Source organism: Algoriphagus alkaliphilus, from assembly GCF_900103735.1.
Lineage (GTDB): Bacteria > Bacteroidota > Bacteroidia > Cytophagales > Cyclobacteriaceae > Algoriphagus > Algoriphagus alkaliphilus.
In genome coordinates this window covers 56,525-71,388 of record NZ_FMXE01000021.1, presented here as the reverse complement: position 1 = coordinate 71,388, position 14,864 = coordinate 56,525, and the positions used below count along the sequence as shown (strand labels likewise).

Sequence of the window (14,864 nt, the reverse complement as noted above, 5' to 3'; positions counted from 1 at the left end):
AATTATTTAGATCTTTTGCTGATGATGAACTTGTTTGAATACTTCTTAGGAGATCTGGTTTTCTTTCCTTTAGAAAGAAGTCCTTTTCTTGATCTAGGATGTCCACCTGAAGAACGGCCTTCACCACCACCCATAGGGTGATCAACTGGGTTCATGGCCACACCTCTTGTACGAGGTCTTACTCCAAGCCATCTTTTACGACCGGCTTTACCTAACACCACGTTCATGTGATCTCCGTTGGAAACAGTACCTACAGTTGCCATACAAGTGCCCAAAACGAGTCTCATTTCACCAGAAGGAAGTTTTACAGTTACGTATCTCGCATCACGAGCTACGATCTGTGCATACCCTCCCGCACTTCTTGCCATGGCTCCACCATTACCTGGCTTCAATTCCACATTGTGTACAATTGTACCCATCGGGATATTAGCCATTGGCATAGCGTTGCCCACTTCTGGAGCAACTTGCTCACCGGAAATCACTGTCTGACCTACTGTCAAACCTTCCGGGGCGATAATATAGGCCTTCGCACCGTCCGCATAATAAAGTAGGGCAAGACGAGCTGTTCTGTTTGGGTCATATTCGATAGCTTTCACTGTCGCAGGTACGCCAAACTTATTTCTTTTGAAGTCTACAATTCTGAGTCTTCTCTTATGACCACCTCCGATATAGCGAGCAGTCATTTTGCCTGTATTATTTCTTCCGCCTGATTTCTTCAAAGGAGCAAGAAGTGATTTTTCCGGCCTTGACTTGGTAATCTCGTCAAAAGCTGGAGCCACTCTGAATCTTGTCCCTGGAGTTACAGGCTTCATTTTTTTAATTGCCATGATATTGATTCAATTAAATTTCTCCGTAAAAATCAATTACCTCACCATCGGCTACCTGCACGATTGCCTTTTTAAAAGCATTGGTAAAACCTGATACGATCTTATTCTTGGTATAGCGCGTCTTATGCTTTGCAGCATATCGTATGGTACGAACAGACACAACTTTTACGCCGTATGTTTTTTCTACAGCATTTCTAATCTGAATCTTGTCAGCGGTTTTTTCTACAATAAATCCGTAGACACCTCTCTCATTTCCAGCAGAAATTTTTTCTGTAATCAAAGGCTGCTTTAGAATATCCATTGTCTTATTTCGATAAAATGGTTTCCAACTTACTTACAGATCCTTCGCACAAAACCAATTGGTCTGCATTGAGAACTTGGTAAGTATTTACATCATTTACAGTCACTACTTTCGCTTTTGGAAGGTTTCTGCTTGACAAGAATACATTCTTGTCTTCTGTAGGAAGAACCAATAGGGTCTTCTTGTCAGAAAGAGAAAGTCCATTCAATAACGCGATATAGTTTTTGGTTTTTGGAGCATCAAAAGAAACATCCTCCATGATTACCAGGCTGTTTTCTATCACTTTATAAGAAAGTGCAGACTTACGAGCCAACTGCTTTACTTTTTTATTGAGTTTGAAAGAGTAGTCTCTTGGTCTAGGACCGAATACTCTACCACCACCACGGAAGTGAGGTGCCTTCAAAGATCCAGCACGAGCACCACCGGTACCTTTTTGCTTTTTGATCTTCTTAGTAGAACCTGCTACTTCGTTTCTTTCCTTTGATTTGTGAGTTCCCTGTCTTTGGTTAGCCAGGTACTGCTTCACATCCAGGTAGATTGCGTTATCGTTTGGTTCGATCGCGAAAATCTCGTCAGAAAGCGTCACCTTTCTACCTGTATCTTGTCCTTTATGATTGATTACTGCTAATTCCATGGCTTATTTCTCAAGAATTACAAAAGAGTTCTTTGGGCCAGGCACTGAACCGGAAACCAACAATAGGTTCTGCTCAGGATAGACTTTCAATACTCTTAGGTTGATTACTTTTACTCTGTCACCACCAGTTCTTCCGGCCATTCTCATGCCTTTGAATACTCTGGATGGCCAAGAACATGCACCAATGGAACCCGGGTGTCTACCTCTGTTATGCTGACCGTGAGTTTGTCCACCCACACCGGCAAAACCATGACGCTTAACAACACCTTGGAAACCTTTACCTTTTGAAGTACCAATGGCATCTACGAAGTCACCTTCTACGAAAACCTCTTTGGCATTCACTGTCTTTCCGAGCTCCACTTGGCCTTCAAACTCGACCCTGAAGTCACGGAATTCAACAACTTTCTGCTTTGGCGTGGTACCGGCCTTTTTAAAATGACCGATTAGTGGCTTAGGAGTGTTTTTCTCCTTACGCTCACCGAATGCCAACTGCACTGCGTTGTACCCGTCTGTTTCAACGTTTTTTACTTGCGTCACTACGCAAGGACCAGCTTCTATTAGCGTGCATGCGACGTTACGCCCATCGGCACTGAAAATGCTAGTCATTCCTACTTTTTTTCCTATAATACCAGACATCTTTAATAAGATAATTTGATAATCCACAAGAGATTATACACTTGGGCCCTTTTTAAGGACTGCAAAGTTACTGAAATAAAATTTGGCAACAAATCTCAACTCCAATATTTTCAAACAATTAGAAAAAATGATTCTGTCTGGGTAGAACTTCAAACCCTATCTCAATCGAAAATTTTAAAATTGCTAAAAAAACAAAAGACCTGCAGGGTATGCAGGCCTTTTGGAGTCGTAATTATAAGGTACTGTCAGACTTTGATTTCAACATCTACTCCACTAGGAAGCTCGATTTTCATCAAAGCATCCACTGTTTTGGAAGAGTTAGAGTAGATATCTACTAGCCTTTTATACGTACACAATTGGTACTGATCTCGGGCTTTCTTGTTTACGTGTGGAGATTTCAACACAGTAAACTTTTCCTTTTTAGTCGGCAATGGAATAGGTCCAACTACTACTGCACCGGTGGCTTTTACAGCCTTCACGATCTTCTCTGATGACTTATCCACCAGGCTGTGATCGTATGATTTTAGTTTTATTCTGATTTTCTGGTTCATTTTCTTGAAGATTAGGCTTTTTCACCTTTTACTTTAGCAATTACACCTTCGGCTATGTTGTTTGGAACAGGCTCGTAGTGAGAGAAGGTCAAAGACGCTGTCGCTCTACCAGAGGTGATTGTTCTCAAGTCAGTTACATATCCAAATAATTCGGACAAAGGAACATTAGCTTTAACTACGGTAGAGGATCCTTTTGTATCCATTCCTTTCATCAAACCTCTTCTTCTGTTCAGGTCACCTGTGATTGGCCCGGTGTATTCATCCGGAGTCACAACGTCTACTGCCATGATTGGCTCAAGTAAAGCTGGCTTACACCTTTTAGCAGCTTCTTTGAAACCGATTCTAGCAGCCAATTCGAAGGAAAGTGCATCTGAATCGACATCATGGTAAGAACCATGAAACAATCTCACTTTCATTGACTCGATAGGATAACCAGCCAAAGGACCATTCTTCATAGCTTCCTGGAAACCTTTCTGAACTGGAGCGATGAATTCCTTTGGAATCACACCACCAACGATACCATTTACAAAGTCAAGGCCTGCTTTTATTTCACCGGTTTCAGCATCTGGATCCTTAGGTCCAAGTTCGAATACGATATCTGCAAATTTACCTTTACCACCCGTCTGCTTCTTGTAAACTTCCTTGTGTTCAACTGATCCAAATAAAGCTTCTTTGTAAGCAACCTGTGGAGCACCTTGGTTGATTTCAACTTTGAATTCACGCTTCAATCGGTCGATGATGATTTCCAGGTGAAGTTCACCCATACCTCTCAAGATGGTCTGACCAGTTTCGTGGTCAGTATTCACCTGAAGTGTTGGATCTTCCTCGATCAATTTGGCAATTGCCATACCTAGTTTATCGACATCCGCCTGAGTTTTAGGCTCGATTGCATATCCGATAACCGGTTCAGGGAACACCATAGATTCCAATACTACCTTGCGCTTTTCGTCACAAAGCGTATCTCCAGTCTTGATATCTTTAAAACCTACTACTGCACCAATATCACCAGCAACCAGTCTTTCGATTTGGTTTTGCTTATTGGCGTGCATTTGGAAAACTCGGGAGATACGCTCCTTATTGCCAGAGCGGCTGTTGAATACATAAGAACCTGACTCAAGCGTACCTGAATATGCTCTTACAAAGCAAAGACGACCTACAAATGGGTCAGTAGCAATTTTGAATGCCAAGCCAGTGAATGGCTCTTTTTCGTCAGGATTGATCGCAACGTCCTCTTCCGTATCTAAGCTTGTCGCAACAATCGCTTCTTTATCCAAAGGAGAAGGAAGCAATTCCATTACCAAGTCAAGCATGGTCTGAACACCTTTGTTCTTAAAAGAAGAACCGCAAACCATAGGGACAATTTTCATGTCGATGGTAGCTGCTCTAAGTGCTTTCAAAATCTCAGCTTCAGTAATTGAATTTGGATCTTCAAAGAATTTCTCCATCAAAGACTCATCGTAATCTGCCACTGCCTCCAATAGATATTCTCTATACTCAGCAACTTCTTCCAGCATATCTTCAGGAATCGGAACTTCTTGGAAAGTCATTCCAAAATCATCCTCATTCCAGACTATTCCCCGGTTGTTGATCAAATCAACTACACCACGGAATTTATCTTCAGAACCGATTGGAAGCTGTAGTGGAACTGCATAGCTTCCTAGCATTTCCTTCACTTGCTTACAAACTTCCAAAAAGTTAGCACCTGCACGGTCCATTTTGTTAACGAAACCAATACGGGCTACTTTATAATTATCTGCCAATCTCCAGTTGGTCTCAGACTGTGGCTCTACACCATCCACAGCACTAAACAAGAAAACTAGGCCATCCAGGATTCGAAGGGAACGGTTAACCTCAACAGTAAAGTCAACGTGTCCAGGCGTATCTATGATGTTAACATTGTACTTGTTGTTCCGGTAGTTCCAAAAAACTGTGGTGGCTGCTGAAGTGATGGTAATCCCTCGCTCCTGCTCTTGCGCCATCCAGTCCATTGTTGCAGCACCGTCGTGAACTTCACCGATCTTGTGACTTACCCCTGAGTAAAAAAGGATTCGCTCAGTTGTAGTCGTTTTACCAGCATCAATGTGAGCGGCAATACCAATATTTCTGGTATATTTTAAATCTCTTGCCATTCTAATTAAAATCTAAAGTGTGAGAATGCTTTGTTAGCCTCAGCCATTCTGTGCGTATCATCTTTTTTCTTGACAGCGGCTCCTTCGCCTTTTGCTGCCGCGATGATTTCACCTGCTAAACGGTCCATCATTGTTTTCTCACCTCTTCTACGAGCGTAGTTGATCATCCACTTGATACCAAGGGACACTTTTCTTTCAGGTCTGACTTCCATAGGAACCTGGAATGTAGCACCTCCAACTCTACGACTCTTTACCTCTACGGCAGGAGTAATATTGTTAAGCGCCTTTTTCCAAACTTCAAGACCATTCTCGCCGACTTTAGCTTCTACTTTTGCAACTGCATCATAGAAAATGTTGTAAGCAATACTCTTCTTCCCGTCAAACATCAGACAGTTTACAAACTTGGTCACCAAAGTATCATTGAACTTTGGATCAGGAAGAATATATCTCTTCTTTGGTTTCGCTTTTCTCATTTCTTTTAAAGTGTTTTGTTATTTCTTCTTGCCTTGAGCACCTTTGGCTGGAGCTGCTGGAGCACCTTTACCTGCTTTCGGTCTTTTAGCACCATACTTGGAGCGACCTTGCTTACGGTCTTTTACTCCGGCAGTATCAAGTGCACCTCGGATGATGTGATATCTTACACCTGGAAGATCCTTCACACGACCACCTCTGATCAATACGATCGAGTGCTCCTGTAGATTGTGACCTTCACCTGGAATGTAAGCGTTCACTTCTTTTCCGTTCGTCAATCTTACCCTGGCCACCTTTCTCATCGCGGAGTTTGGCTTCTTAGGGGTCGTAGTGTATACTCTGGTACAAACACCTCTACGCTGAGGACATGCGTCCAAAGCCCGAGACTTTGATTTGATTTCCAGTGTAGTTCTACCTTTTCTTACTAACTGTTGAATAGTAGGCATTAACTGATGATATTTAGTTTTCCTGTAAACTGTTAAATTTTGGACTGCAAAGGTAAAGAAACTAATAAGAGTAACAAAATTAAGCAGTTATATTTTTTGTAAAGGAAAAGCTCAAAATCAGGCAACTAAACTGACCTGTAAGACCCGTCCGCTAGGAGGGCTAGAAGAATCCAAAACTTCGCTAATGGAAGATCCTCCTTAAGAGTAGGCAAACGATGAATCGGCCTTTTCCGACAAACTCACAAAAATGGTATAGATGGCAAATACCTTCAAAGGAACTGGCTTTGTTTCGACCGCCCCCTTGGCCGCTCACCGTTCCATTCCGCTTAGCCCCTTCCTAGGTTGGATGTGGGCAAAAAAATCTCGTCTCATGTGAATGAAATCGACCAATAAATCCAGTGGCGACTATTCGACTGGCTGAAATAAAAGAAACCTGATTCCATCATAAAAAAGGTGCAGCCCTTTCGAGGACATCTTGAATGTTCTGACTTTATTCATTTTCTCGATATACGATCGTCCATCAAAAAGCTCATTGATTTCAGTAACATTGGTAAAACTTGAAATCAATAATTGGTCATTGAGTATGGAATATTCACCATATGCTTCATTAGTAGAGGTTTTCCCCGTGATTTCTCCGCTTTCTTTGAAATTAAGGATAAAGTTATCATCCGAATAAGGCTCCGCGAGCTTAATTTCTCCAGCCTCACCGTTCGCAAAGCGGACCATATTTCAGCGAATGCCAGTTAAAGACAAGGAAGCATAGTCAGAGTTATCCGAAAAACGTCCCAAGGAAACGATACCATCCTCCAAGGGAGCTTTCCTGAAAGGTGGAAACCATCACTAGAGTAATCAATAGAAGCAGACGCATTCCAAAAAAAAATAGAAAACTTACCGAGAGAAGAGTCTCAAGCAGGATACTTCGACCAAGAATCGGCGACATTCATATCCACATGCCCATCGAGATGGAACTCCGAATTTCTCCTAGGCCATTATATTCTATACAGACTAATTAGCTGATATCTGTAAAAAATCACTACATTCACCTTACAATCAAATCATTATGAAATGAGGTTTTGTGTAGTTTGTTTTTTCTGGCTTCTCTCACTTCAAGCCGCTATAGCCGTACTCCCCTCACGAGTGAATATAGATGGTACTTGGTATACGAATGGGCAAACGGCGTACATTAAATGTGACAAGACAAATGTCAACGTTTACATTGATTTAGTGATAATTCCCGGCCCTAGTAATCTGAAGATTAGTGTTTCTCCTTCCTCCAATTTCACGGTAAGTAGCACTCCGTCTGACATCATGAAAACCTTGAATCTGGATCCATCTAGACAAAATGGATGGATAGATGTGGCTCACGTGGGTATAAGTGGAAATATTCGAGTATATATTCGACAAAAACCACCTACACCGAGTATTTCAGTTGAAGCTAACATCTGTGCGGGAAACTCCAGAAGTATCACCGCTACAAGTGATTATAATTTTCAAGGTACTCACCCTATCAATTTGGTTTGGGAGACCTATGGTGGAGTAACGGTAAACGGTGGCAGTAGCTTTACTCAAAATGGAACATCCAGCACGGTCACCATCGCCAATATCTCAAATGGATCCTATTCAGTAAAAGCTGTAATTCCCAGTTGCGGAAATCTTGAAAGTGATGTTGTCAATATTAAATTGGGGCCGCCCGTCATAACCAACCCTAATTATTGGTTGTTTGACCCTGGATCTAATATGTGGCAATTTAGCCAGACTTCAGGTGGCCCAGGAGTGACCTACTCATTTTATGTTTCTTCAGGTTCGGCTGTCTTAAATCCTCAGAACCAAGACTGCTATATCACTACCCCAAACGGAGCTACAATTTGCGTTACTGCAACTAATTCTTGTGGCACTGGCATCCCATATTGTTTCTATCTTCCTCCTGCTGGCGGATATCTTAAAACGGTCTATCCAAATCCTGCCACTGATTTATTGTCAATCGAATTTGAAAGAGATGTCTCTTCCCATATCGTTTCTTTTGATTTGATTCTATATTCTGAGAAATCCATGGAAGCAGTAAAACGATTGGCGCATGAGGATTTAGCGGCTAAGGACTCATTTCATACCAATAAAAAACTTGAAATTGATGTCAAGGATTTTCCTAGGGGGGTTTACTATATACATCTCATACCTGACCCAAAATCAAATTTGCCCATCCAAAAGGTTCGAGTCGTTTTGGAATAAATCCCAGAATTGCATTGTCTTAATAATAAAGATTGATAGCAGGCGGACTTTCCAAATCTAGGAATTGATAACGAAACCACTCCAAGGTATTTAGATCAACGTTCACTTCCATAAATCCTAAAAACATGAAATTCAACATAGTATTAGCCCGCATAGTGACTTGGGGGGTTCTTTTTGGAAATTCTTGGGAAAGTTATGGCCAGAACAATATGCGCTATGGAGTTACCGGAGGACTAAATCTGAGCCGGGTAAAAACCAGCACCAATTTGACAGATCCTTTGTGGAGATACCGGGTGGGATTGGCATTGGAAAGGGATTTTTCGGACATATTATCCTTGGCTGGAGAATTGGTCTATAGTCGTCAAGGTGGAAGTGTTGATAATGTGTTTTCAGGAAAATACATTACCAATTTCGACTATCTGGCTGTTCCGATTACTGCACGATACAGCCCCGGTGGAAAGAATTTTTTCATTCAGGCAGGTGGCAGAATTGGTTTTTTGGTTCATGACAAGGAAATATATACGCACAATGATTCCGAAGGAAGTCACGATCACCTGCAAAGTTTGGATGCCGGAATACTGGGGGGGATTGGCTATCGCTTGGGTAGTCATTTTGTGGTGGACGCCCGATATTACTATGGCCTGACCACCATGTATAAGAAGCATTGGGTTCTTGATCCAGTCACCTTGGAGCCGATTTTTTACGCATCACCCCAGTCGTTCAACAGGGTCTGGTCCCTGAACTTGACAATTTACCCTTGGTAATTATTTGGATCAGAAGGAAAAATGGAAGAATCAAAATGTCGTTTACACAAAAAAAGTCCTGTGAGGACACAGACCTTGGAAGAGAAATTTGTCTCTCAGTACTCCTAAGGGCAATATTAATTTACACCCAACCGGGTTCAAATCAGCCTTTTTCCGTGAGTGAGACACTCACAGAGCCGATAATGAAAACTCAAAGAAATAAATTGACTTCACATAGAACTTTGAGATTCAGCTCAGAAAACAAAAACGATTGAAATTACCTAAATTAAAGTTTCTATATTTGGAAACAGGATTTATTTTGGTAACGTTAATCAGGACAATATTGAATAAAATATTTTGAGACAAGATTTTTAGAAGAGGCCGATAAATTCATTGCCGGACTTGACTCAAAGACCGTCAAAAAAATCTTTTACAATATTGACCTCGCGGAACAGACAAATGATCCAAAACTTTTAAAGAAACTTCAAAATGACATTTGGGAGTTTCGCACAAAATACGCTGGACATCAAATTAGACTTCTAGCATTTTGGGACAAAACAGATAACAAAGAAACCTTGGTAATTGCGACCCACGGTTTTATAAAAAAGGTTGACAAAGTTCCAAAAAACGAAATCGACCGTGCAGTGAGGCTAAAGGACAACTACTTCAACAACAAACTAAAGAAATATTATTATGGCAACTAAAGAAATCAAAACTTATTCGCTTGCCGAAATGAAGGATAGGTATATCGGAAAAGTTGGTACAGCTGACCGAGACGAATACGAATATGAACTCAGTATGGACGTTTTGGGCAAAATGATAAAGCTTGCAAGACAAGAAAGGCGTTTGACACAAGAAGAACTTGGGAAACTTGTTGGCGTGCAGAAAGCTCAAATTTCCAAACTTGAAAGCAGCACCAATAGTGCTACAATTGACACAATTTTGAAAGTATTTAAAGCATTAAAAGCAGAAATAAATTTCAACGTAAAACTTGAAGATAACTTTGTTAAACTCGCTTGACAAAAAATCCGAATGCAAATCAATTACCCAAAGTGACGGTCCAGTCGGCACATCAAATTTTGAGCTTGATTAACAGAAGACTGTAAATGGACTAAACGCTTGAACAAATTACAAAAAATATAAAGCCCCAAACCAAGATGTAAAACACTTCATTTGGGGCTTATCAGAAAAGGTTTTGAAAACCTAAGCCTCTCCCGGCGTTCCGAAAGAAATCGGGAAGGATGGAGCGCCTCCTCCTTGGTTGATTTTACCAAAGGCAGCTTCGTATTTTTCAATGTTATCTTTCAGTGCAGCAAGCAATCGCTTCGCATGATCCGGAGTCACTATGATTCTGGATTTCACTTTTGCCTTAGGCACTCCCGGCATCAAACGGATAAAATCGATCACGAATTCAGAATTGGAGTGAGCGATCATCGCCAAATTGGAGTAAACTCCCTCGGCCACCTCTTCGGATAGCTCTACATTGATCTGCTGGTCTGGTCTATTGTTGTCTTCCATATTATTTTAGAATTAAAAAAAGGCCTGTATGATTAGTACAGGCCTTTTGATTGATATACTAATGCTATTAAAGGATAGCTTCGCTTGATCTTTTGGAGGTGGTTCGCTCCATGTTTTCAGAAAGCTTATCATATTCTTCCTGAGAACCAACGATCAGGTTACGCAATCTGCGCTGACCGGTACCTGCCGGGATCAAGTGACCTACGATCACGTTTTCCTTCAAGCCCAATAGCTCATCTCGCTTACCTCTGATGGCCGCCTCAGAAAGCACCTTGGTAGTCTCCTGGAAGGAAGCTGCAGAAATAAAGCTTTCAGTTCCCAAAGATGCTGCAGTGATACCCTGTAGTGTAGGCTTGGAAACCGCAGTCTCCGCATCTCTTACCTGTACCAACTTCAAATCCTTACGCTTCAAGCTTGAATTCTCATCACGCAGTCTTCTTGCAGAAATGATCATACCTGGCTTCAAAGTAGAAGAATCACCGGCATCCATTACTACCTTCTTGTCCAAGATATTGTCGTTTTCCTCACGGAAAGCCCACTTATCTACGATTTGATTTTGAAGGAATCCTGTATCACCCGCATCAAGTATTTCTACTTTCTGCATCATTTGAGTTACAATTACTTCGATGTGCTTATCGTTGATCTTCACACCCTGAAGTCTGTAAACTTCCTGAATTTCGTTCACCAAATATTCCTGAACAGCAGTTGGTCCTTTGATGGAAAGGATGTCATTTGGAGTGATTGCTCCATCAGACAATGGCTCACCCGCACGGATAAAGTCATTTTCCTGAACCAAGATGTGCTTCGAAAGAGATACCATGTATTTCTTGATCACACCATCTTTTGATTCGATGATGATCTCTCTGTTACCTCGCTTGATACCACCATAAGTCACGACACCGTCGATTTCAGATACCACAGCCGGGTTGGATGGGTTTCTTGCTTCAAACAATTCTGTAACTCGTGGAAGACCACCGGTAATATCTCTTGTCTTACCAACTGATCTTGGGATTTTCACCAAGATTTGCCCGGACTTCACTTTTTCACCAGCTTCTACAGCAAGGTGAGCTCCAACCGGAATATTGTAAGCTTTGGAATCATCACCGTGATTGATAATAATTGAAGGATTCTTAGTCCTGTCTTTTGTTTCGATAATTACTTTCTCTCGGAAGCCAGTCTGATCATCAGCCACTTCCTTATAAGTAATCCCTTCAATGACCGCTTCGAATTCAACTTTACCATCGAATTCTGAAAGAATGACCGCATTGTAAGGATCCCAAGTACATAAGGAATGTCCTTTAGCGATTTTCTGCCCATCTTTCACATTCAACATCGCGCCGTAAGGAACGTGGTTTGATACCAGAGTCTTTCCGGTTTTCGCTTCGTTGATCTTGATTTCGCCGGAACGGCCCATCACCATAGTGACTGCTTCGCCATCTTTGTTGGTCGTCTCGATGTATCTCAATTCCTCATCGAACTCGATTACCCCGTCAAACTTAGCCGGAATGGAAGCATCTACTGCCATGTTGGAAGCTGTACCACCTACGTGGAATGTTCTCAAGGTAAGCTGTGTACCCGGTTCACCGATAGACTGTGCAGCAATAACACCCACAGATTCACCTGCCTGCACCATATTACCGGTAGCCAAGTTTCTTCCGTAGCATTTTGCGCAAATCCCTCTTCTGGTTTCGCAAGTCAATACTGATCTGATTTCCACCTCTTCGATAGCAGATTCGTCCACCATTTTGGCAACGTCATCTCCAATTTCTATTCCGGCAGGAATGATCAATTGATCCGTGATCGGATCGTACACGTCGTGTACAGATACTCTGCCGAGGATTCTCTCAGAAAGTGGCTCAACGATTTCCTCGTTGTCTTTCAATGGTTGTACTACCAGACCTCTCAAGGTACCGCAATCTTCTTCGGTAACAATCATGTCCTGAGCAACATCTACCAAACGACGGGTCAAATAACCCGCATCGGCAGTTTTCAATGCTGTATCGGCTAGACCTTTACGAGCACCGTGTGTAGAGATGAAGTATTCCAATACGTCCAGTCCTTCTTTGAAGTTGGAAAGAATTGGGTTTTCAATAATTTCACCAACAGAACCTTGAAGGTTTTTCTGCGGCTTCGCCATCAGACCTCTCATTCCACCCAACTGACGGATTTGCTCTCTTGAACCTCTGGCTCCTGAGTGCATCATCATGTAGATAGCATTGAATCCTTGCTTATCCTCTTCCATCTGCTTCATAAGAATGTTAGTCAAATGAGAGTTGGTACGAGTCCAGATGTCAATTACTTGATTGTATCGTTCATTGTCGGTGATCAGACCCATGAGGTAGTTGTTCCAAACCTGATCTACTTCCTCTTTCGCCTTGGCGATCATCGGAACTTTCTCATCAGGAATAATTACGTCATTCAGTCCCATAGAAAGACCACCTTGGTATGCCATTTGGAAACCCAAGTGCTTGATGTCATCAAGGAATTGTGCAGTACGGGCGATGCCACAAACTTTTACCACCTCAGCAATAATCTGCTGTAGTTTTTTCTTGGTCAAAAGCTCATTTACATACCCTACTTCCTCAGGAACAAACTGGTTGAAGATCAATCGACCTGCAACGGTTTCGATGATCTTGTCTGCGATCACTCCCTCGGAATCTTTTACTTTTACCTTACACTTGATGTTGGCGTGCTTGGAGATTTTGCCTTCGTTCATGGCAATGATTACCTCTTCCTGACTGTAGAAAGTCATGCCTTCACCAGCAACGATTTCTTCAGGAGTAGATTTTTTGCCTTTAGTCACATAATAGAGGCCCAAAACCATGTCCTGAGAAGGTACCGTGATCGGCGCTCCGTTGGCAGGGTTTAGGATATTGTGTGAAGAAAGCATCAAAGTCGAAGCTTCCAGGATTGCCTCATGTCCGAGAGGTACGTGAACCGCCATCTGGTCACCGTCAAAATCGGCGTTGAATGCAGTACATACCAATGGGTGAAGCTGGATTGCTTTTCCTTCGATCAATTTCGGTTGGAAAGCTTGGATACCAAGTCTGTGAAGTGTTGGAGCACGGTTCAAAAGAACAGGGTGTCCTTTCAATACGTTTTCCAAGATATCCCAAACTACCGGATCCTTACGGTCCACAATTTTCTTTGCAGATTTTACGGTCTTTACAATGCCTCTTTCGATCAGTTTCCTGATGATAAATGGCTTGAAAAGTTCAGCTGCCATATTTTTAGGAAGTCCACACTCGTGCAGTTTCAGCTCAGGACCTACGACGATCACAGATCGACCGGAGTAATCCACACGCTTACCGAGCAAGTTTTGACGGAAACGACCCTGCTTTCCTTTCAACATATCAGAAAGGGACTTCAAGGCACGGTTTCCATCGGATCTTACCGCATTTACTTTTCTTGAGTTGTCAAAAAGTGAATCCACAGCTTCCTGCAACATTCGCTTCTCATTTCTTAAAATAACCTCAGGAGCTTTGATATCGATCAAACGCTTCAGACGGTTATTTCTGATAATTACTCTTCTATATAGATCATTCAAATCGGAAGTCGCAAAACGACCACCATCCAAAGGAACCAATGGACGCAATTCCGGTGGAATCACAGGAACCATACGAACTACCATCCACTCAGGACGGTTTTCGATTCTTGTTCTTGCATCACGGAATGCTTCGACCACTTTCAGACGCTTCAAGGCTTCAGCCTTACGCTGCTGCGAAGTATCGGTAGCTGCCTGATGACGGAGTGAGTAAGAAAGATCATCGAGATCCAATCTTGCCAACAACATCTCAAGAGCCTCAGCACCCATCTTGGCGATGAATTTGTTTGGATCTGCATCATCCAGAGAATGGTTCTCCTTAGGAAGCTTATCCATGATATCCAAATACTCATCTTCGGTCAGGAAGTCTAAATATTGAACACCTTCCTCTGCTTTGATACCAGGCTGAACTACTGCATAGCGCTCGTAGTAAACAATCTGGTCCAGCTTTTTGGTAGGAAGACCAAGAAGGTAACCGATTTTATTAGGAAGAGATTTGAAGTACCAAATGTGTGCTACAGGAACAACCAATTCGATGTGTCCCATGCGCTCACGACGCACTTTTTTCTCAGTCACCTCCACACCGCAACGGTCGCAGATGATTCCTTTATATCTGATTCGCTTGTATTTACCACAATGACATTCCCAGTCCTTTACAGGACCAAAGATTCGCTCACAAAACAACCCACCCATTTCTGGCTTATATGTTCTGTAGTTGATTGTCTCTGGCTGAGTCACTTCACCATTTGAACTATCCAAAATTGATTCTGGAGAGGCCAAGCTGATCGTAACTCTGGAAAAATCGTTGTTGAGTTTTTTATTTTTTCTAAACGACATA

The 14,864-nt window shown here is 42.1% G+C and carries 15 protein-coding genes; 4 read left to right on the top strand and 11 right to left on the bottom strand.

From position 1 onward, the window contains the following. Positions 1-2: 2 nt before the first annotated feature. The 9 genes from rplB to BLQ81_RS14410 form a co-directional block, all read right to left on the bottom strand. Complete coding sequence (rplB, locus tag BLQ81_RS14450; protein ID WP_092731227.1) at positions 3-827, bottom strand: 50S ribosomal protein L2; 825 nt, start codon at positions 825-827, stop codon at positions 3-5. Positions 828-840: 13 nt separating this feature from the next. After that, a complete protein-coding gene (gene rplW, locus BLQ81_RS14445) occupies positions 841-1,128 on the bottom strand; it encodes a 50S ribosomal protein L23 (RefSeq protein ID WP_077346312.1) in 288 nt (95 codons plus the stop codon). A 4-nt stretch (positions 1,129-1,132) separates the two neighbouring features. Further along, a complete protein-coding gene (rplD, locus tag BLQ81_RS14440) occupies positions 1,133-1,762 on the bottom strand; it encodes a 50S ribosomal protein L4 (protein ID WP_092731225.1) in 630 nt (209 codons plus the stop codon). Positions 1,763-1,765: 3 nt separating this feature from the next. After that, positions 1,766-2,398: a 50S ribosomal protein L3 gene (gene rplC / locus BLQ81_RS14435; protein ID WP_092731282.1), complete on the bottom strand. Its 633-nt coding sequence runs from the start codon at positions 2,396-2,398 to the stop codon at positions 1,766-1,768. Positions 2,399-2,643: 245 nt separating this feature from the next. After that, entirely contained in the window at positions 2,644-2,949 is a 306-nt protein-coding gene (gene rpsJ / locus BLQ81_RS14430) for a 30S ribosomal protein S10 (RefSeq protein WP_024284766.1), read from the bottom strand. A gap of 11 nt (positions 2,950-2,960) precedes the next feature. After that, the gene (fusA, locus tag BLQ81_RS14425) at positions 2,961-5,078 is read right to left on the bottom strand and encodes an elongation factor G (protein WP_092731223.1); all 2,118 of its coding nucleotides are present in this window, start codon (positions 5,076-5,078) and stop codon (positions 2,961-2,963) included. Positions 5,079-5,083: 5 nt separating this feature from the next. Beyond that, the gene (gene rpsG, locus BLQ81_RS14420) at positions 5,084-5,551 is read right to left on the bottom strand and encodes a 30S ribosomal protein S7 (RefSeq protein ID WP_092731221.1); all 468 of its coding nucleotides are present in this window, start codon (positions 5,549-5,551) and stop codon (positions 5,084-5,086) included. Positions 5,552-5,569: 18 nt separating this feature from the next. After that, positions 5,570-5,995: a 30S ribosomal protein S12 gene (gene rpsL, locus BLQ81_RS14415; RefSeq protein WP_092731219.1), complete on the bottom strand. Its 426-nt coding sequence runs from the start codon at positions 5,993-5,995 to the stop codon at positions 5,570-5,572. A 405-nt stretch (positions 5,996-6,400) separates the two neighbouring features. Then, a complete protein-coding gene (locus tag BLQ81_RS14410; protein WP_092731217.1) occupies positions 6,401-6,721 on the bottom strand; it encodes a hypothetical protein in 321 nt (106 codons plus the stop codon). 582 nt (positions 6,722-7,303) lie between these two features. Between BLQ81_RS14410 and BLQ81_RS14405 the strand changes: the two genes are divergently transcribed. From BLQ81_RS14405 to BLQ81_RS14385, 4 genes are all read left to right on the top strand, one after another. Continuing rightward, on the top strand, positions 7,304-8,221 hold the full coding sequence (locus BLQ81_RS14405) for a hypothetical protein (RefSeq protein ID WP_092731215.1): 918 nt from the start codon (positions 7,304-7,306) through the stop codon (positions 8,219-8,221). Between the two features lie 125 nt (positions 8,222-8,346). After that, positions 8,347-8,985 carry a porin family protein gene (locus tag BLQ81_RS14400; protein ID WP_092731213.1) on the top strand — a complete coding sequence of 213 codons (639 nt, stop codon included), beginning with the start codon at positions 8,347-8,349 and terminating at the stop codon, positions 8,983-8,985. A 326-nt stretch (positions 8,986-9,311) separates the two neighbouring features. Continuing rightward, the gene (locus BLQ81_RS14390) at positions 9,312-9,668 is read left to right on the top strand and encodes a type II toxin-antitoxin system RelE/ParE family toxin (RefSeq protein ID WP_092731209.1); all 357 of its coding nucleotides are present in this window, start codon (positions 9,312-9,314) and stop codon (positions 9,666-9,668) included. After that, positions 9,658-9,984 carry a helix-turn-helix domain-containing protein gene (locus BLQ81_RS14385; RefSeq protein ID WP_092731207.1) on the top strand — a complete coding sequence of 109 codons (327 nt, stop codon included), beginning with the start codon at positions 9,658-9,660 and terminating at the stop codon, positions 9,982-9,984. The genes BLQ81_RS14390 and BLQ81_RS14385 overlap by 11 nt, the downstream gene beginning before the upstream one ends. 183 nt (positions 9,985-10,167) lie before the next feature. Here the strand turns inward: BLQ81_RS14385 and BLQ81_RS14380 are convergent, their stop codons facing one another. Both BLQ81_RS14380 and rpoC read right to left on the bottom strand, forming a co-directional pair. Beyond that, positions 10,168-10,482, bottom strand: a complete 315-nt coding sequence (locus tag BLQ81_RS14380) for a DUF3467 domain-containing protein (RefSeq protein WP_092731205.1) — start codon at positions 10,480-10,482, stop codon at positions 10,168-10,170. A 67-nt stretch (positions 10,483-10,549) separates the two neighbouring features. After that, positions 10,550-14,863, bottom strand: a complete 4,314-nt coding sequence (gene rpoC / locus BLQ81_RS14375; RefSeq protein WP_092731203.1) for a DNA-directed RNA polymerase subunit beta' — start codon at positions 14,861-14,863, stop codon at positions 10,550-10,552. Between the last annotated feature and the right edge of the window lies 1 nt (position 14,864).

Bases quoted from the DNA above. Each gene is read 5' to 3' on its own strand.
- rplB (WP_092731227.1), bottom strand. From the start codon at position 827: ATGGCAATTAAAAAAATGAAGCCTGTAACTCCAGGGACAAGATTCAGA.
- rplW (WP_077346312.1), bottom strand. From the start codon at position 1,128: ATGGATATTCTAAAGCAGCCTTTGATTACAGAAAAAATTTCTGCTGGA.
- rplD (WP_092731225.1), bottom strand. From the start codon at position 1,762: ATGGAATTAGCAGTAATCAATCATAAAGGACAAGATACAGGTAGAAAG.
- rplC (WP_092731282.1), bottom strand. From the start codon at position 2,398: ATGTCTGGTATTATAGGAAAAAAAGTAGGAATGACTAGCATTTTCAGT.
- rpsJ (WP_024284766.1), bottom strand. From the start codon at position 2,949: ATGAACCAGAAAATCAGAATAAAACTAAAATCATACGATCACAGCCTG.
- fusA (WP_092731223.1), bottom strand. From the start codon at position 5,078: ATGGCAAGAGATTTAAAATATACCAGAAATATTGGTATTGCCGCTCAC.
- rpsG (WP_092731221.1), bottom strand. From the start codon at position 5,551: ATGAGAAAAGCGAAACCAAAGAAGAGATATATTCTTCCTGATCCAAAG.
- rpsL (WP_092731219.1), bottom strand. From the start codon at position 5,995: ATGCCTACTATTCAACAGTTAGTAAGAAAAGGTAGAACTACACTGGAA.
- BLQ81_RS14410 (WP_092731217.1), bottom strand. From the start codon at position 6,721: ATGGTCCGCTTTGCGAACGGTGAGGCTGGAGAAATTAAGCTCGCGGAG.
- BLQ81_RS14405 (WP_092731215.1), top strand. From the start codon at position 7,304: ATGAAAACCTTGAATCTGGATCCATCTAGACAAAATGGATGGATAGAT.
- BLQ81_RS14400 (WP_092731213.1), top strand. From the start codon at position 8,347: ATGAAATTCAACATAGTATTAGCCCGCATAGTGACTTGGGGGGTTCTT.
- BLQ81_RS14385 (WP_092731207.1), top strand. From the start codon at position 9,658: ATGGCAACTAAAGAAATCAAAACTTATTCGCTTGCCGAAATGAAGGAT.
- BLQ81_RS14380 (WP_092731205.1), bottom strand. From the start codon at position 10,482: ATGGAAGACAACAATAGACCAGACCAGCAGATCAATGTAGAGCTATCC.
- rpoC (WP_092731203.1), bottom strand. From the start codon at position 14,863: ATGTCGTTTAGAAAAAATAAAAAACTCAACAACGATTTTTCCAGAGTT.